The sequence below is a fragment of the Arthrobacter sp. Sr24 genome (genome assembly GCF_054511175.1).
The window spans coordinates 71,317-88,961 of sequence record NZ_JBTNDB010000010.1; the positions used below are offsets into that span (position 1 = coordinate 71,317).

Consider the following 17,645-nt stretch of genomic DNA (forward strand, 5'->3'; position numbering starts at 1 on the left):
TAGCATTTCACCGTAACAATTCAACTGGATCTCATGTCCAGAGGGCTGAGATTCCGCAGCGAATCACCCTAAACAGTCACCCACCAAGTCAATGGGGAGGTCTTCCAGCCCCGCCAAATCAGGAAATCCTGGCAATTTGCGAAGATCGATCGCGATTTACTTTGCGGTTAGTTAGTCCATTTGATAGCTTTATCGATGGATTGAGCGGTTCTCTCGCAGCAGATCCTCGCGCCTTCAGGTAACTTCAACTCATCAGGATCTTTTAATCTTCTTCAGGGGGAACCACTTCATGCAAGCATCCACGCGCGCTTTTATTAAGCGCGGAGGTGCGGCCTGCGCCGCAGCTGCCGTCTTGTTGGGCGGTAGCTTCACTGCCGCCACGGCAGCGCCGTCGAATGACCTGGCGCCCTCGCCGGCCGTCAGCGTCGAAGCTACTTCACCCACGAACTCCGATGCTCCACCCGCTTCCTCCAGCGCAGCACCGCTGCCTGAAGGCCTCGCGGAGGCTGTAGACCGCGACTTGAACTTGAGCGTTGAGGAATTCAACGCCCAAGGTGAACTGGCGGCGAAGGCAGCCGAGATCCAGACGGAAGTTACCAAGGCCGACCCGGCGGGAGTCGTCTCTATTGCTGGCGACACCATCAAGGTGCAGACCTCTCCCACGGCATCCGCAGCCGCCAAGACGGCCGCAGGCGGCTCCAAGGTAGTTATCACGACAGCTCCAGCAGCTCCGGCGACAGCACCGGGCAACGCCACAAGCCTTGACTCGCTCATTGCGGCTTATGCGAGTGAATTTGGTGTTGCCAACCTTCAGTCCATCATGGTCAATGGCAACGGAGAGTTCGTCATCCGCACCGGCGATCCGCTCAGTGCCGGCCCAGCACTGAATGCCCGCAGTTTCACTGCAACTGTCCAGCCCTTAGTTGCCGACTTTGCGGCAAAGTTCACAAATGTCACGGTGGAGGCAGCCTCAGGCCCCGCCACCCCATTGGCCACCGATGTAGTCAACGGCCAGGGCTACCTCGCCGTTGACAGCACCTTCACAAACGGCGGCAGCTGCAGCATCGGCTGGAACGGCTTCAACAGGGACGGCAACCCGGCCATTGTCACGGCTGGGCATTGCACGCAGGACGGCGCCTTGACGGATACCTACTTGACCGATCCACAGCAGGAACCGGCCGTCACCGAAGACTTAAATTCCGGCGGCATATTGGGCCCCCTAGGCACCTTTGGCGCGTCACAGTTTGGCGGCCCCGGCAACACCCCCGGAGCCCCAGGGCCTAACTGGGACGGAACTGCGAATACTGCCAGCAACATTGGCACCGACGTGGCCGTTATTGACGGCATCAACCCTGAGGTGAACCTACTGGCCAAAGTCACCGACTGGACAACGCCGGCAGACCCCCAAGCCGCCGGCCCCGTCGTCGCGGGTGTTTCCGAAGCCGTCCTCGGCACAAGCATCTGCAAATCCGGCCGTACCACTGGCTGGAGCTGCGGCACCGTGTCTGAAGTCGGAGCCTTCTTTGTGGGGGGCTATAAAATGGCGACCGATCCAGACGACATCCGCGTGGTGCGCGGGTTCGGTTCGACCAGCCTCCAGGCCAGTCAGGGCGACTCCGGCGGCGCCATCATCGCCGGAAACATGGCAGTCGGCATGATCAGCGCGGGTACCACTGACGGCACTAAGACGTACGGCGTGAGCCTTATGGATGCCTTGAAGCACACGGACGGCTACAGCGTGAAGATCTTCTTGGAGAAGCCCGTGGTCACCACCACAGGGACCGTCTACCGCGAAGGCACCATCTCCGGGACCGTTACCGGCACCCCTGCTGGCACCACGGTGACCGTAATCATCGACGGCGTAACCACTGAAGTTCCCGTCGTGGGCGGCACGTGGACCGCAAAGGCCCCGAACAAGTTTGGCACCTTCCCCGTCACCGCACAGACCAAGAACGGTTTCAGCACCTCTGAAACCGCAGAGGCGTCCGTTGAAGTCATCAAGGAGACCTTGGCCGTTCCGGTCATCACGGCTCCTGCGAACGAAGGCACTGTTGCAGCCCCCGTCACGGTCATCACCGGCACCGGCAAGGCTGGCGCCACCGTTGAATTATCGGGCGATGCCACTGGCACCGCAGTAGTCGGCAAGGATGGCAAGTGGTCCGTCACGATCGACGAAGTCCTGGAAATTGGCAAGTACGCCGTGACTGCCAAGCAGACGCTGAAAGACTGGAACGATTCCAAGGAAGCCACGTCAACGTTTAGCGTCGTCTTGGCCGCCCCGGCAATCCTCTCCCCCGCCAATGGCCATGAATTCGCTTTCGATCAGGGCCCTGTAGAAATTACAGGTACCAACGTTGAAGACGCAACGGTGACGGTAGCCGTGGATGGAGCTACCTACGAGGCGACTGTTGTTGACGGCACTTGGAGCGTTAGTCTGGACGCCAGGCTCGCCACCGGCGAGTACACGGTCACGGCGGTACAGACTGTTGGCGACGACAAGTCCCTCACCTCCACCTGGAAATTCTCTGTCTTGGCTGAGCCGAAGCCGGAACCGAGCGAAGCTCCCAGCGTGACGGAGAAGCCGAAGCCGGAACCGAGCGAAGCTCCCAGCGAAGCTCCCAGCGAAGCTCCCAGCAAGGCTCCGTCGAGTAACGACCTGGCTAACACCGGCACTTCCAGCTCCGTGCTGGTACTCGGTGGAGCCGGTGGACTGTTGCTCCTGGCCGGATCGGTATTCCTGCTAATCCGCCGCCGCAACACCGCAGCCTAGGTTCCACTCGGACAGTAGGCTGTCAACTAAATAGATGTATTGACGGACCCACGCGGGAACGAATGTAAGCAGTGGGTCCCGTTCACGTTGAACGGGACCCACTGCCGTTAAGCGGAGGCACTATGAACAACCGAAAAATGACGTCAATCTTCCTCGCAGCAACCATGGCAGGAGCCCTCGGAATGAGCGCATGCAAGCCCACCCAAGAACCTGTGGCACCCGGAACGGAGCAGAGCGCCAGCCAGTCCGCCAACAAGTCAGCGACCGCCGAAGAGACCAACAACTTGTTGCAACTCAATGATTCACTTCGAACCGAGCTCGGCGATGCCTACTCTGATTCCTGGATCGAGGGAGCACAACTGCACGTTGCTGTGACCTCCGAATCAGCAGCCACCACCGTGACGGATGCTGGCGCCATTTCACACCTCGTCACCCTCGACGCGGCCCAATTGGAGACAGCCCTGCAAGCTGTCATGACCTGGCGCGGTTCACTACCCAGCGAACAGGGCGCCGCGATTCACAAGGTCATCCCTGACGGGCGCACCGGGACCGTGACCGTTTTTGTTGCTCCTGACCAGCTCGACGCCGTTGCCCAGGCTGCCGCTGCCAGCAAGCCTGCCGGGGACGTTCCGTTGCTCTTCAAGGAATCTGCCGGACTTGCGTCTCCGCTGTAGCCCCGCCCACTGTTTCGCTCGATAAGATGGCACCATGATCCATACTTTCCGGGCGGATGACGCCGTAGAACTTGCCGTCCTTGAACGCAGCGGCTTCGTGGAGTCCCGGCACATAGGATCGGCCGTTGTTCTGGCCGGCGATGGCTCAGTCGTCACTGCTCTGGGCGATATCAGTGCCCCCATCTACCCGCGCTCGGCCACCAAGCCCTTCCAGGCTCTGGCCGCCATGCAGTCAGGTGTTCCCTTGCGGGGGGCACAGGTGGCGTTGGCAGCAGGCAGCCACACGGGTTCATTGGAACACATGGATGTTGTCGAGGGAATGCTCAAGGCCGCAGGATTAACTGAAGCTAATCTTGGCTGCCCGGCCGATTGGCCCAGCGATCCCGAAGCACGCGCCTGGCTGGTTCGCGCTGGCCGCGGCAAATCCAAACTGGCCATGAACTGCTCCGGCAAGCATGCAGCTTTTCTCTGGGCCTGCAAGGAGAACGGATGGGATCTTAACGGTTACCTTGAACCCAACCACCCCATGCAGCGGGCAGTGCGGACAACGCTGGAGGAGTACACCGGCGAGTCAATACACCACACCGGAACTGACGGTTGCGGCGCCCCCGTCATGGCCGTCACCCTCACCGGACTCGCACGAGCCTTCACCACGTTAGCCAAGGCTCCCTCGGATAAAAATGCCAACGCCCGTGCCGCCACGATCGCCACATCCATGTTGGATTACCCGTGGGCCGTGGAAGGGCACGGCCGCCCCAACACCGTAGTCATGGACGAACTCGGTGTTCTGGCCAAGCTGGGCGCCGAAGGGGTTCTCGCCATGGCCGCGCCCACGGGAGCGAGCGTTGCCGTCAAAATCCTCGACGGCAATGGCCGCGCCGCAACCTTAGTTGGCCTGACATTGCTGGCAGCCAGCGGCGCCCTGGATATTCCGGCAGTGGCCGAGGTTCTTGGCAAAGTAGTGCCACCCGTTCTGGGCGGTAGCCACCACGCCGGCAGCCTGCGTCTGGGTCAAGCAGTCAGTGCCCTACTGGACTAACACGCCCAAGCCAGCTTTTCCGGCGTCGAACATCCCCAACAGAACGTCCCCAAAAAAATTCAGGAGTATCCATGGCGGCCCGCCGACGCATCGACCTCGCCGAGGGAAGCGCCGCCTTGGCCGCCTGGCGCGGAGGGGAGCGAGCCCGGCCCGTGACGGCCATGGCGGTGCGCTATTCCTTGGAGGAATTGGCCGCACGCGCGCCCGGCAACTCAGTGGAGGTGCGCGTGCCACCCTTCGGCGTGACCCAGTGCATCGCCGGCCCACGCCACACCCGCGGCACCCCGCCCAATGTGGTGGAGTGCGACGCCGGAACGTGGCTGGCGCTGGTGACCGGCGGGTTGGACTGGGCGGACGCCGTCGAACGCGGAGTTGTGGCGGCCTCAGGATTGCGAGCGGATCTCTCTGCCGAACTGCCCCTCTAGCGAACTTTTTGCGGTTTGCTGGGGCACCAAGCTGGGCCGGGTACCCTTGAAGGATGACTTCCCAGCCTGAAACCACCGCCGGAGAGCCCCGCAAACTCAAAGTGCGCCGTGCCCCGAAGTACGTCCCGTTCATGATCGCCGGCGCCTTGGCAGGGGTCGTGACAGCGGCAATTTTCACCTTCCTGGCCCCGCCCAGTGATGAATTCACAAGCTCCACGATCTTCGGGTTCTTCACCGTATTGCTGCTGATCCCGGGGGTCATCCTCGGCTGTATCGCAGCCCTGATTTTGGACCGGCAGAGCTTGCGTCGTAGCAAAACCCTAGTGGTCCAGCCCTTGCCCGATGACAACTCCAACCACGAGGCTGAGACCGCATAGCGCTCCCTCGCGTATAACTTAGATCACAGCAGGTCGTGGTGTCCGTCATTACATGAGATAATTTTTCTCGTGGCACGCGGAGACGGAAAACTATCCCATGATCTTTTACCCGGCGAAAAGGGACCTCAGGACGCTTGTGGCGTTCTGGGCATCTGGGCACCCGGTGAAGAGGTTGCAAAACTAACCTATTACGGACTGTATTCACTGCAGCACCGTGGTCAGGAGTCTGCTGGCATCGCAACGAGCGATGGCAAGCGGATCAGTGTGTATAAGGACATGGGACTCGTATCCCAAGTCTTTGACGAACCCACACTGAATACCCTGACGGGACATATGGCTGTGGGCCATTGTCGATACTCCACCACAGGTGCGGCCAATTGGGCTAATGCTCAGCCCACCTTGGGGGCAACTGGCAGCGGCACTGTCGCACTGGCGCACAATGGCAACTTGACCAACTCAGCAGAACTGCATGAGATGGTGATTGCCCAGTACGGCGTTCCCACCGCAGGTGAAATGGCCCAGGGAAACACCACCGATACTGCGCTGGTCACCACCTTGCTGCGCGGCAAGGAAGGCTCCTCTCTTGAAGAGACCGCCATGGAGTTGCTGCCCAAGATCCACGGCGCCTTCAGCTTTGTCTTCATGGATGAGCACACCCTCTATGCTGCCCGCGATCCCCACGGCGTTCGTCCGCTAGTTCTGGGGCGTTTGGAAAGTGGTTGGGTAGTAGCCTCCGAGGATGCCGCCCTGAACACTATTGGCGCCACATTAATCCGTGAAATCGAGCCCGGCGAATTCATCGCCATCGATGAGGACGGCGTGCGCACCCAGAAATTCGCTCCGGCAACACCTGCCGGCTGCGTCTTCGAGTACGTGTATCTGGCCCGCCCGGATGCCACCATTGCTGGCCGTTCCGTATACGAGTCTCGCGTGGAAATGGGCCGCCAGTTGGCCCGCGAAAGCCACTACGACGCTGACTTGGTCATCCCGGTGCCGGAATCCGGAACGCCGGCAGCCATTGGCTACGCCGAACAATCAGGCATCCCCTTTGCCCACGGTTTTGTGAAGAACGCCTACGTCGGCCGTACCTTCATTCAGCCCAGTGATACCTTGCGCAAGTTGGGCATCAAGCTCAAGCTCAGCGCCCTTGAATCCGTCATTCGCGGCAAGCGCATTGTGGTGGTGGATGACTCAATCGTCCGCGGAAACACCCAGCGCGCCGTGGTGCGCATGCTCAAGGAAGCTGGCGCTGCCGAGGTACATGTGAAGATTTCTTCACCGCCCGTGCGCTGGCCATGCTTCTACGGCATCGACTTCGCCTCCCGCGCGGAATTGATTGCCAACGGAGCTGCCGTTGATGAGATCGCCAAATCCATTGGCGCCGATTCCTTGGAGTACATCTCCGAAGACGGCATGATTGACGCCACCCTGCAGCCGCGTGAGCGTCTCTGCACCGCCTGCTTCACGGGTACCTACCCGATTGAACTTCCCAGCAGCGACCGTTTGGGCAAAAACCTGCTCGAGCGCACCGCACCGGGCAACGCCACCCCTTCCACGGGCTGCGATCCGGGTCCTGACGCGGAACTGGAAACTGTCCTGACCGATCAAGACCGCACCGCCGCCACCGGTTCTTAAGAACTCGTAAGAAAGAGACGCCATGACCAACGCCTCCCATGAGTCAGCTACCCAAGGAATTACTTACGCCAGTGCAGGTGTCGACACCGAAGCAGGAGATCTCGCCGTTGAGCTGATGAAGGAAGCCGTCAAGGCCACCCACGGCCCTTCCGTGGTTGGTGGTTTCGGCGGATTCGCCGGCCTGTATGACGTGTCGAAGCTGCTCACGTACAAAAAGCCGTTGCTGGCTACCTCCACTGATGGTGTGGGTACCAAGGTTGCCATCGCCCAGGCCATGGACATCCACGACACCATTGGCTACGACCTCGTGGGCATGGTTGTCGATGACATCGTTGTGGTTGGCGCCGAGCCGCTCTTCATGACCGACTACATCGCCACGGGAAAGGTTGTCCCGCAGCGCGTGGCTGACATTGTCCGCGGCATCGCCAGCGCTTGTAAGGTTGCTGGGACTGCTCTGGTTGGCGGCGAGACAGCTGAGCATCCCGGTCTGCTGGCTCCTGACGAGTACGACGTCGCAGGTGCTTGCACGGGTGTCGTCGAGGCTGATTTGTTGCTGGGTCCGGAACGAGTCCGCGAGGGTGATGTGATCATCGGCATGGCCTCTTCAGGTCTGCACTCCAACGGTTATTCGCTGGTTCGCCGCGTCATCAACCACGCAGGCTGGGCCCTGGAGCGTCAGGTGTCCGAACTGGGACGCACCTTGGGCGAAGAGCTCTTGGAACCCACCCGCGTGTATGCTGCTGATTGCTTGGATCTGACGCGCTACCTGCCTGTTACTTCCGAGCGCGCTGTCCACGGTTTCAGCCACATCACCGGTGGCGGTTTGGCTGCCAACTTGGCACGCGTGCTGCCTCAAGGCCTCATTGGTACCGTTGACCGGTCCACCTGGAGCCTGCCAGCAATCTTCAACTTGGTTTCGCAGTTGGGCAACGTGCCGTTGGCCGATCTGGAGCGCACACTGAACCTCGGTGTAGGCATGGTGGCCGTAGTCTCCGCTGATGCTGCCGACGACGCCATTGCCCGCTTGAACTCTCGCGGCCTACCGTCCTGGGCTATGGGTACTGTGACCCGCGAAGATTCCGACTCCGACAAGACCGGATCTGACTACACCCAGGGCGCCAAGGGCGTCAATGGTGGCGCAGTTCGCCTGGTGGGCAACTACGCTTCCTAAGTTTCACCCTGACGTTTCGAAAAGGGACGGCGTTTGCGTAAAAAGACGGTGCTATACGGCCGTCTTTTTACGCAAGCGCCGTCTTTTTTGCACCCTCGGGTCGACTAGGTCCGAGGAACGAACCGTGAGAGCGGCCGGATACCGGAGGGCGTTTTTGGGGACAACAAAATCCCCACACGTTACTTCAGCTAATTTGCTAAAGAATCGTGCAGGGTTTGTTGCGTTTCATGCTGTCAGACGGTCCTAGCCAATTCGGCGGGAGTCCACGTCGTCGTCCTCAAACTGATCCGCATACTTGTCTTCGTATGCCGAATAGTCCGGCTCTGCCGGAATTTCGCTGTGATGGCTCGGGGCACGCCGAGTAGTTCCACCGAGCTCTTTCTGCAGAGCTGAATAGTCAGTGTTCGGGGAGTAATACTTAATGTCCCGAGCCTGCTTGGTTGCCTTCGCCTTTTGACGGCCGCGCCCCATGGCGTGACCCCCTTTTACACTTGGACCGGAGGTGGTCGCTCGGGCTAAGAGCGAGGCTCCGGAATATTCGGTCAATTTGTCGTAGTCCTAGATTACATTAGTTCTGGACCACCTGTGTCCCACTATGGGTTGTTCTGCCTATAGCCAAACAGCATATTAGCCTCGTGGGCTGCGCTTTATTCGGTAGAGTCACGTGTAGGGGGAGCAATTTCCCGCGAGACTGGGGTGTCTGGGTACTCGCCTAAGCGGCTCTATATCGCCGGACTATTCCAGCTAACACTATAGATTTTGTGCCATTTCAGGACGCAGCACGGAAGGTTTGTCCCCATGAACGAGAGCAGTAACGCCAAAGACCAGGGCGCTGAAGACGGCCCTCCAACTGATGGGCAAACTCAGCCCCCGGCGCAGGAACCCTCAGAAAGTTTCTCCGGCTCAGACTACGAATTTGCTGAGCCTCAGCTAGCGGCAGCGGAAATCAGCGAGGACGTAGCGGAGAGTGTTGACCTCCAAGCCGCCGCAGCTGAAGCCGCGCGCGTGGAACATGAAGCGGAGCTGGCAGCTCAGGGCGTTTCAGCCAGCTTCAGCGAGCCCGCCCCGATCTCGCAAAAATCGCCGTCCACACACGAATCCGCTGTTCCTGAGTCCGATCTTGCCGCGGCTCCTGACCCTAGCTCCGTGACCTCTGAGTCCACTTCCTCCGCTTCCTCCGCTTCCTCCGAGGCCGTTGACGCCGAACCCGTTGACTGGGACAGCGCCACTACGGTCTTGCGCACAGATTTCAGCCAGCCTCCAGGGGCCAACAACCCCGCGACGCAGCCGGCCGAATCCGCCAATGAACCAGCTGCTGCTCCGGAAATGCCAGATACGCCCCCGAGCGCCCCCTTAGGTCTTGAACCACCCGCACAGCCCCCTGCAGTTCCCGCGCCACAGCCTTCCCTCAAGCCGCCCTACGGTGGAATGACGTCACAAGGGCCAGACAGTGCCAATGAAAGCAGCCCTTCGGAAAGCAGTGCCACTGAAAGCGGTTCATCCGAGAGCTCTATGACTGCTGGCACACAGCAGGGTGCTGGCTCCACAGCCGCCCCGGAAGCGGCCCATACCTTCGGTCACGGCGTCGATGACGGTCACGGCTGGCGACGCCCGGAAACCCAGTGGCAGCAATCGGCAACGCCATGGCAGCCCAAAGCTGGCGCTTGGCAGTCACCGGCCCAGATTGCGCGCGGGGAGGCCGACGCGGCCGCTGCAGCTGCTTCCGCCCCCAATGCTCCGACTCCTGACGCGGGCCAGCAAAACCCGTACGCCCAGCCCGCTGCGGCTCAGGCTCCTTACGGCGCACCCACCCAGCACGGCGCTCCGGCTTTTGGCGGTCCCCCTTCCTCGGGCACCTCAGGTGCGCAGCCCACACCCGGCGTGCCACCTGTTCCCGGCCAGTTTGGCGGGCCCCAGGGCCCGGGAGGCTACGGCGGTCCTGGTCAGTTTGGCGGGCACCAGGGCCCGGGTGGGCCCGGCGACTCTCAGGGTGGTGGGAACAAGAAATTGTTCATCATTATCGGCGTCGCACTCGTAGGAGTTGCCCTACTGGGCTTGCTGTTGTGGCTGGTGATTAGTCTGATCTTCAACAACGGCTCCAACAACACGGAATCGACGCAGACCGCAAACCAGTCGCAGGAGCAGACCCCAGGTCAAGCCGAAACTGTTGACTCTGGCGTTGACCCAACAACGGACACTCTCTCCGATACAGATCTGATTCTGGCCAGCGTCTCTCCGTTGAAGTGGCTGGAAGGCGACTGCCTGCGCGACTTCACAACCGCTTCCGCACCGGCGGACGTGGTTTACTGCAGCAGCCCTCACGACGCTCAGCTGGTAGGTGCCTTCTACTACGAGGATTCTGATGAGTTCCCTGGCCTCGATGCGCTCAAGGCCAAAGCGAAAGAGGTCTGTGACAACGTCACGCTGACCACGGAAGCCGCCAGCATTAAGACGTTGACCCAGTCGACGGCTTACCCGACTGAAAACACGTGGAACAACTCAAATGACCGCCGTGTCGATTGTCTGGTCCGCGACACCCGTGGCGGCAACCCCTTGGACATCTCACTCACCGAGTAAGCAAGGCAGCAACGGCAAGCCAGCAACGCCAGCATGAAAGAACAGGGGCTGTGATGTTTGGGACGATCCCAATCATCACAGCCCCTGTTGCTTAATCCACAGCTAGCCCGACGCCCTATTTGCGGCTAACGGTCAGCCCAGACGTAGAGTCCATGTCCAGCTCATCAAAGTCGGCAGCGGTGTCCACCAGAACAGCGTCCCCGTCCACGATGGACCCGGCCAGGATCTCCTTGGCCAACCGGTCACCGATCTGACGCTGCACCAGCCGTCGCAGCGGTCGGGCGCCGTAGGCCGGGTCATATCCGGTCATGGCCAGCCACGCCTTGGCGGCATCGCTGACCTCAAGGGTCAGGCGCCGCTCATACAACCTGGCCGACAACGACTGCACCTGCAGATCCACAATCCGTGACAGCTCTTCGATATTGAGTGCATCAAACATGACAATCTCATCGAGTCGGTTCAGGAACTCCGGCTTGAAGGAGGCCTCCACAATGGACATGACCGCTTTGTGCTTCTCGTCCTCAGACAGCGCCTGGTCCACCAAGAACTGCGAACCCAAGTTGGAGGTCAGTACGATGATGACGTTGCGGAAATCAACCGTGCGGCCCTGCCCATCGGTGAGCCGGCCGTCGTCGAACACCTGAAGGAGAATGTCAAAGACTTCCGGGTGGGCCTTCTCTACCTCATCGAGCAACACCACTGAATACGGACGACGGCGCACGGCCTCAGTCAGCTGCCCACCCTCGTCGTAGCCCACATAGCCCGGAGGGGCACCGACCAAGCGCGAGACAGAGTGCTTCTCGGAGTATTCGCTCATGTCGATGCGGATCATGGCGCGCTCGTCGTCGAACAGGAAGTCAGCCAGCGCCTTGGCCAGCTCGGTTTTACCAACGCCGGTGGGCCCCAGGAACAGGAAGGAACCCGTGGGCCGGTCCGGATCGCTGATGCCCGCCCGGGCACGGCGAACGGCGTCGGAGACGGCAGTCACGGCCGCAGCTTGGCCAATCAACCGGGATCCCAAGACCTGCTCCATCTGCAGCAACTTCTGACTTTCACCCTGCAGCATGCGCCCGGCGGGGATCCCGGTCCACGCCGAAATGACCTCGGCAATGTCATCGGCGGTGACTTCTTCGGCCACCATCAGCTCAGGCTTGTCCGCGGATTGTTCCTCGGCAGCGGCAGCCTCCAACTCATGTTGCAGAGCCGGAATCTCGCCGTACAGGATCCGCGAAGCCTGCTCGAGGTCGCCATCACGCTGAGCCTTCTCAGCCACCGACCGCAGCTCATCGAGCTTTGCCTTCAAGTCACCAACCCGGTTCAGCCCGGCCTTTTCAGCCTCCCAGCGTGCGTTAAGACCGGAAAGTTCTTCCTTCTTATCAGCCATATCGGCACGCAGGGTCTCCAAGCGCTCAATTGAGGCGGGGTCACTCTCCCCGGTCAGCGCCAGTTCTTCCATGGTCAAACGGTCCACAGCACGGCGCAGCTGATCAATCTCCTCCGGAGCGGAATCAATCTCCATACGCAGGCGGGATGCAGCCTCATCCATCAGGTCGATCGCCTTGTCAGGCAGCTGGCGACCGCTGATATAGCGTTTGGACAGCGTGGCGGCGGCGACCAAGGCCGAGTCTGCAATGGCCACCTTGTGGTGCGCCTCGTAACGTTCTTTGAGTCCGCGCAGAATACCAATGGTGTCATCAACACTGGGCTCACCCACAAATACTTGCTGAAAACGACGCTCCAGGGCGGGGTCTTTTTCAATGTTCTCGCGGTACTCATCCAGAGTGGTGGCGCCGATCAGTCGCAGCTCGCCACGGGCCAGCATGGGCTTGAGCATGTTGCCGGCATCCATGGAACCTTCGGATGCGCCGGCGCCAACTACCGTGTGAATCTCATCAATGAACGTGACAATCTGCCCATCGGAGGCCTTAATTTCCTCCAGCACAGCCTTCAGGCGCTCCTCGAATTCGCCGCGGTACTTGGCTCCGGCCACCATCGAGGCCAGATCGAGGCTGATGAGGGTCTTTCCACGCAGCGACTCGGGCACATCGCCGGCCACCATGCGCTGGGCCAGGCCTTCCACTACGGCGGTCTTACCAACACCGGGCTCGCCAATCAGCACCGGGTTATTTTTAGTGCGGCGGCTCAGCACCTGAATGACGCGGCGAATCTCGGCGTCGCGGCCAATCACCGGGTCAAGCTTTCCGGTACGGGCAATGGCGGTCATGTCTACGCCGAACTTCGCCAGGGCCTCAAAGGTGTTCTCCGGATCCGGCGTGGTGACCTTGCCATCGCCGCGCACGGTGGGCAGCGCGGCATCGAGCGCGGCCCGAGTGGCACCTACTTGCCGGAGGGCACTTCCTGTTGCTCCGGCGTCGTCCGCCAGGCCCAACAGCAAGTGCTCGGTGGAGACGTAGCTGTCCCCCATGCGCTCGGCGGCCTGCTGGGCAGCCTGGACTGCCATCAGCGTGTTGCGGCTGAGCTGGGCCTGCGCCACGGACGTGCCGGATGACGCCGGGAGGTTGCGAATGGCAGCGCTGGCACCGACGCTGACCTCATCCGGGTCCACCCCCGCGGCCTTCAGGAGCGCGACGGCCACACCCTGGCGCTGGTCCATGAGGGCCTTGAGCAGGTGGGCGGGCTCAACGGTGGGGTTGCCGGCGGTTGAGGCGTTCATGGCGGCGGCAGAAAGAGCCTCCTGGCTCTTTGTGGTGAATTTGGCGTCCAAGAGAGGTCCTTTCGTTGGTTGATTACTCAAGTCTATAAAGTTGAGTCTACTACGCTCAACTTGGTGTTTGGGGGAAATATTCCGGAGATTTTTCCGTGGGCGAAAAGCGGGGTGGAAAAGCGGGGTGCTTGTGTCCGAGACGCAAAAAGGATGCCAGGAGACTGACATTCAGTCTCGCGGCACCCCTTAGCCATGAAGGGCGGTGCGCTTTTCAGCCCCGCGGGTTCACGATGATTTTCACGTGCTCTTCATTGTTATTAATCAACTGCTCAAAACCTTCGGTGACCAGCCCATCCAGCCCGATCCTCCCGGTGATGAACCGGGAAAGGTCCAGCTTGCCACTTTGAACGAGTGCGATCGTGTCCGCGTGGTCATTGGCGTACCCAATGGTGCCGCGCAGATCCACTTCCTTCAACACCAACTTCGGCATGTCCACTGCCGGCTTGTGCCCCCAGATGGAGACATTGACGATGACCGCACCAGGGCGGACGGCATCCAGGAGCATATCCAGGACAGCTGGCACCGATGAGCACTCGAACCCTACGTCCGCACCCTGACCATTCGTCAACTCGCGGACCCGTGAGGCAACGTCCACCTCACGGGGGTCAAAGACGGCATCAGCAACACCAGTTTCCAACGCTTTAGCCTTGCGCGCTTCGGAAAGTTCGGAGATGTAGACTCTCAGGCCCTTAGCTTTCAGCACAGCCGCGGTCAGCAAGCCAATGGGCCCTGCGCCACCTACGATGGCAACCTGACCGGCCTTTGCATCGGAACGCACGTAGGCATGATGCCCCACGGAAAGAGGTTCAATCAGCGCGGCCTGATCCAAGGGAATGTCACCAATCGGATGAACCCAACGCCGTTCCACGACTATTTTCTCGGCCAGCCCACCACCGCGACCACCCAATCCGATGAAGTTCATATCCTTGGACAACTGATACGGCGCACCTTCGCTTGTATCCACATCCGCACCGATGATGTATGGCTCCACCACCACGCTTTCTCCTACGCTCAGATCAGTGACCCCCTCACCCAGCGCGGTGATGGTTCCGGAGAACTCATGGCCCAATGTCACGGGAGCGGACTCGCCGGAGATCGGGTGCGGGTGACCGGCGGGAGGAACGAAGATGGGCCCTTCCAAGTACTCGTGCAGGTCGGTGCCGCAGATCCCGCACCAAGCAACGTCAATGGCTACGGTTCCCGGCTTGAGTTCAGGCTCGGCAATGTCCTCGATACGGATGTCATTGCGGTCGTAGTAACGTGCTGCTCTCATGATTGCTCCTCAAGATGTTCATTTTGAAGACTCGGTCAAACTGCACGGCTCCATGCTGCGCAGAACTACCGGGTCCCCCTAAGTAGCTGACAATCCCATGCTCTCGCAAAAAACAAGCAATAGCACGAATGGCGTGCATAGAGTGTGTCAGACTGAATTCAATAGCCCTGCGGCTCAATCCGTTCGCCATTTTTCATCACACAAAGATCCCTTGGCATCGACGCTGCGTCGCTACGACAGCGTCCTCCTGTTGGTGCCGTCATCTTGGCCCGCGGTGCATTCTGGTTCCGCTACCACCGGAGAAAAAGCAACTTCCTTGCGGCAGCACAGTCTTGGAGAAGCAAATAGCCCATTCCCGCAATGCAGTCTGCTGCTCGCAGGAGCAGCAGACGTCAACGCATGGCAGGTTTCGTCAGAGGGTAATGGCCCCGGAGCGGGGAAATTTCAACCCGAGCCTCCCGCTGACATTCCGTCGGGCCCGAACCGTCAACACCAGCATTGAGGAGCTATTCAGCTACGAAGAGCCCGAACCGTAGATGCATCCGGCGGCAGCGCTTGTGGATTTTTCGCAGTCACCCAGGCTTGCGTGCCGTCCAAATCATGTTCGTGCCCATGAACTTCGGCTTCACCTGAACGTCCACAAATCCGGCCCGCTCAAACCTGAGCTTCAGCGCTGCTGGGGTCAGGAATCCTAGGGTGGAGCTCACCAGGTATTTGTAGGCGTCGCGGTCGCGGCCAATGACCGTCCCCAGCGTGGGGATCACTACGCGCATGCCGACGCGGATAAACGGAGCGAGAATGCCACTTGGCGGGGAAGATTCCAGGGCGGACACCACACCGCCAGGCTTCAAGACCCGGAACTGTTCGTTCAGGACCTTATCCAGATCGCTGACGTTCCGGAGCAGATAACCGTGCGTCACGCCGTCGAACGTGTCATTGTCAAAGGGCAGCTCATGGGCGTCAGCAAACTGCCACACGATGCCGGAGCTGTCCTGGACGCCTCGGGCAACATCGAGCATGGACTCGGAAAAGTCGGCTCCGATGATGGCACTCTCGGGGCTCTGCGCGCGGACGGCCCTGGCAATGACGCCCGTTCCGGTGGCTAGGTCGAGGTACTTGGCACCCGGGGCGGCCGTGACACTTTCGGCGACTTCCTTGCACCAGCGCTTATGCGAATCCAGCGTCATGAGCCGGTTCATCAGGTCATAGCGCCGGGCGATGCTGTTGAATGTGGCCTGGACGCTGGAGTCTTCGTTGCGCATTACCGCCGGCTTTCCGTTGATGTGGTGGTCGAAGAAAGTCTATGTGGGATGCGGGCGCCCCTGTCACCATCTTGCGCTGGAGGCCCTCCGGTTCCCGGGCCTACACTGGAGCCATGATCTTTATCGATCCACCCTTCTGGCCGGCCCATGGGACCGTGTTCTCGCACTTGATCTCCGATGCCTCGGTGGCCGAACTCCATGCTTTTGCGTCCGCCAACGGCGTCACCGACCGCGCCTTTGACCTTGATCACTACGATGTTCCCGAGCGTCTCTACGATGAGCTGGTCCTAGCCGGGGCGGTGCCACTGACAGGGAAAGAGCTGGCCCGCACCTTGATGGCGTCGGGCCTTCGCATCAAGGCGAAATACCGGGTGAAGTCCGTCGGCTCCGTGCTGGAACGGCGTTGGAATACGCTCATGCCGGATTATCCGGAGCTGGGCACGGATTTGCTGAGCCGATGGAACGAACCACACCGTCATTACCATTCCGCGACTCATTTATTGGCAGTTCTGGAGGCACTAGACGCGCTCACTGGACGGGAAATTCCCCGGCCAGTGGCGCTGGCGGCCTGGTTTCACGATGCGGTCTACAACGGATCGCCGTCGGATGAGGAAGACTCAGCCGTTTTAGTACAAATGAGCTTAAACGACATGATGGAGCCGTCGGAAGTTGCCGAGGTGGCGCGATTGGTGCGCCTGACCGCCACCCACTCACCTTCCCCCGAGGACGACGCCGGGCACCTCCTATGCGATGCTGACCTCGCCATTCTGGGTGGCTCAGATAGCGAATATTCGCGGTATGTAGCCGGAGTTCGGCGGGACTACGCCCATGTTCCGGCGGGAGATTTCACCAAGGGGAGAGCCGCCGTACTGCGGCAATTGCTGGCACTAAACCCCCTGTTCCACACGCCAAAGGGACGTGAACTGTGGGCGGATCAGGCCCACCTCAACCTCACTCGGGAACTAGCAACCCTGACCCCGTAGGATTTTATAGTGCATCCGTACTAAAAAGATTAGCTGTGCACGTAGAGTGAGCAGATGTCCAATGATGATGCTTCCGTTGACCTGACCACCGCGCCCGAATTCGCAGGCCTGCCGCTTGGCGAGTTCGCCTTTCCCGGTCCTCTGCGCGATCAACTGGTGGCAGCAATCCTCGACGGCTCCAAGACCTCCACCACGTGCACACTCGTTGAACTTGAGGTGGAAGGCGAGGAGCTTCCACAGCTCGGCCAGCGCGAAGTGGTGATTGACTCAGCAGGCCGAGGGGTTGCCGTCATCGAGATTACCGAGGTGCGGACAGTTCCTCTGAACGATGTGGACCTGCAGCATGCCATAGATGAGGGCGAAGGCTACACATCTGTGGCCCAGTGGCGGGCTGGTCACGAAGATTTTTGGCACTCCACCGAGATGCGAGAGGCCATGGGCGATCCCCACTTCACAGTGGATTCCAGTACCCTGCTGGTGCTGCAGCGCTTCAAGGTCATCGCTCAGGTGGCTTGATCAGGAAGAGCGCTTGACCATGACGGTCACTGGGAAAGTCTGCATCTGGCATGACGAGGAAGGCTGGGGAGTCTTTGAATCTGATGAAACTCCGGGCGGCTGCTGGGCTCATTATTCCCACATTCTCGCCCCGGGATACCGCTCATTTCAGCCAGGGCAGGAGGTCATCTTTGAGTGTGAGGCTGCGGTGCAGGATGGCTACAGTTTCCGGGCCATCC

14 protein-coding genes are annotated in these 17,645 nt (G+C 60.4%); 10 read left to right on the forward strand and 4 right to left on the reverse strand.

The window, feature by feature from the left end; translation table 11 throughout:
- Positions 1-289 precede the first annotated feature (289 nt).
- The 7 genes from ACX80D_RS08955 to purM all read left to right on the forward strand — a co-directional run bounded on the left by ACX80D_RS08955 (position 290) and on the right by purM (position 8,091).
- Entirely contained in the window at positions 290-2,770 is a 2,481-nt protein-coding gene (locus ACX80D_RS08955; protein ID WP_459322302.1) for an LPXTG cell wall anchor domain-containing protein, read from the forward strand.
- A 122-nt stretch (positions 2,771-2,892) separates the two neighbouring features.
- Entirely contained in the window at positions 2,893-3,444 is a 552-nt protein-coding gene (locus ACX80D_RS08960; protein WP_459322303.1) for a hypothetical protein, read from the forward strand.
- A gap of 34 nt (positions 3,445-3,478) precedes the next feature.
- Entirely contained in the window at positions 3,479-4,483 is a 1,005-nt protein-coding gene (locus ACX80D_RS08965; protein WP_459322304.1) for an asparaginase, read from the forward strand.
- 71 nt (positions 4,484-4,554) lie between these two features.
- Positions 4,555-4,908 carry a sterol carrier family protein gene (locus tag ACX80D_RS08970; protein ID WP_459322305.1) on the forward strand — a complete coding sequence of 118 codons (354 nt, stop codon included), beginning with the start codon at positions 4,555-4,557 and terminating at the stop codon, positions 4,906-4,908.
- 53 nt (positions 4,909-4,961) lie between these two features.
- Positions 4,962-5,285 (forward strand): hypothetical protein, encoded by a 324-nt coding sequence (locus ACX80D_RS08975; protein WP_459322306.1) that lies wholly within the window; start codon positions 4,962-4,964, stop codon positions 5,283-5,285.
- 69 nt (positions 5,286-5,354) lie between these two features.
- Positions 5,355-6,920 (forward strand): amidophosphoribosyltransferase, encoded by a 1,566-nt coding sequence (purF, locus tag ACX80D_RS08980; RefSeq protein WP_459322307.1) that lies wholly within the window; start codon positions 5,355-5,357, stop codon positions 6,918-6,920.
- Positions 6,921-6,942: 22 nt separating this feature from the next.
- Positions 6,943-8,091 carry a phosphoribosylformylglycinamidine cyclo-ligase gene (purM, locus tag ACX80D_RS08985; RefSeq protein ID WP_459322308.1) on the forward strand — a complete coding sequence of 383 codons (1,149 nt, stop codon included), beginning with the start codon at positions 6,943-6,945 and terminating at the stop codon, positions 8,089-8,091.
- A 243-nt stretch (positions 8,092-8,334) separates the two neighbouring features.
- On the opposite strand, the gene ACX80D_RS08990 is transcribed toward purM, so the two are convergent.
- Complete coding sequence (locus ACX80D_RS08990; RefSeq protein ID WP_363844987.1) at positions 8,335-8,562, reverse strand: DUF3073 domain-containing protein; 228 nt, start codon at positions 8,560-8,562, stop codon at positions 8,335-8,337.
- Between the two features lie 327 nt (positions 8,563-8,889).
- Between ACX80D_RS08990 and ACX80D_RS08995 the strand changes: the two genes are divergently transcribed.
- The gene (locus tag ACX80D_RS08995; protein ID WP_459322309.1) at positions 8,890-10,668 is read left to right on the forward strand and encodes a hypothetical protein; all 1,779 of its coding nucleotides are present in this window, start codon (positions 8,890-8,892) and stop codon (positions 10,666-10,668) included.
- A 115-nt stretch (positions 10,669-10,783) separates the two neighbouring features.
- On the opposite strand, the gene clpB is transcribed toward ACX80D_RS08995, so the two are convergent.
- The 3 genes from clpB to ACX80D_RS09010 all read right to left on the reverse strand — a co-directional run bounded on the left by clpB (position 10,784) and on the right by ACX80D_RS09010 (position 15,928).
- Entirely contained in the window at positions 10,784-13,393 is a 2,610-nt protein-coding gene (gene clpB, locus ACX80D_RS09000) for an ATP-dependent chaperone ClpB (protein ID WP_459322310.1), read from the reverse strand.
- A gap of 211 nt (positions 13,394-13,604) precedes the next feature.
- On the reverse strand, positions 13,605-14,666 hold the full coding sequence (locus ACX80D_RS09005; protein ID WP_459322311.1) for a 2,3-butanediol dehydrogenase: 1,062 nt from the start codon (positions 14,664-14,666) through the stop codon (positions 13,605-13,607).
- Positions 14,667-15,238: 572 nt separating this feature from the next.
- Entirely contained in the window at positions 15,239-15,928 is a 690-nt protein-coding gene (locus tag ACX80D_RS09010) for a ubiquinone/menaquinone biosynthesis methyltransferase (RefSeq protein ID WP_459322312.1), read from the reverse strand.
- A gap of 113 nt (positions 15,929-16,041) precedes the next feature.
- On the opposite strand from ACX80D_RS09010, the gene ACX80D_RS09015 reads away from it, so the two are divergent.
- A complete protein-coding gene (locus ACX80D_RS09015) occupies positions 16,042-16,911 on the forward strand; it encodes a DUF4031 domain-containing protein (RefSeq protein WP_459322313.1) in 870 nt (289 codons plus the stop codon).
- Between the two features lie 54 nt (positions 16,912-16,965).
- Positions 16,966-17,427 (forward strand): ASCH domain-containing protein, encoded by a 462-nt coding sequence (locus ACX80D_RS09020; RefSeq protein ID WP_459322314.1) that lies wholly within the window; start codon positions 16,966-16,968, stop codon positions 17,425-17,427.
- Positions 17,428-17,645 lie beyond the last annotated feature (218 nt).

Bases quoted from the DNA above. Each gene is read 5' to 3' on its own strand.
- ACX80D_RS08955 (WP_459322302.1), top strand. From the start codon at position 290: ATGCAAGCATCCACGCGCGCTTTTATTAAGCGCGGAGGTGCGGCCTGC.
- ACX80D_RS08960 (WP_459322303.1), top strand. From the start codon at position 2,893: ATGAACAACCGAAAAATGACGTCAATCTTCCTCGCAGCAACCATGGCA.
- ACX80D_RS08965 (WP_459322304.1), top strand. From the start codon at position 3,479: ATGATCCATACTTTCCGGGCGGATGACGCCGTAGAACTTGCCGTCCTT.
- ACX80D_RS08970 (WP_459322305.1), top strand. From the start codon at position 4,555: ATGGCGGCCCGCCGACGCATCGACCTCGCCGAGGGAAGCGCCGCCTTG.
- ACX80D_RS08975 (WP_459322306.1), top strand. From the start codon at position 4,962: ATGACTTCCCAGCCTGAAACCACCGCCGGAGAGCCCCGCAAACTCAAA.
- purM (WP_459322308.1), top strand. From the start codon at position 6,943: ATGACCAACGCCTCCCATGAGTCAGCTACCCAAGGAATTACTTACGCC.
- ACX80D_RS08990 (WP_363844987.1), bottom strand. From the start codon at position 8,562: ATGGGGCGCGGCCGTCAAAAGGCGAAGGCAACCAAGCAGGCTCGGGAC.
- ACX80D_RS08995 (WP_459322309.1), top strand. From the start codon at position 8,890: ATGAACGAGAGCAGTAACGCCAAAGACCAGGGCGCTGAAGACGGCCCT.
- ACX80D_RS09005 (WP_459322311.1), bottom strand. From the start codon at position 14,666: ATGAGAGCAGCACGTTACTACGACCGCAATGACATCCGTATCGAGGAC.
- ACX80D_RS09010 (WP_459322312.1), bottom strand. From the start codon at position 15,928: ATGCGCAACGAAGACTCCAGCGTCCAGGCCACATTCAACAGCATCGCC.
- ACX80D_RS09015 (WP_459322313.1), top strand. From the start codon at position 16,042: ATGATCTTTATCGATCCACCCTTCTGGCCGGCCCATGGGACCGTGTTC.
- ACX80D_RS09020 (WP_459322314.1), top strand. From the start codon at position 16,966: ATGTCCAATGATGATGCTTCCGTTGACCTGACCACCGCGCCCGAATTC.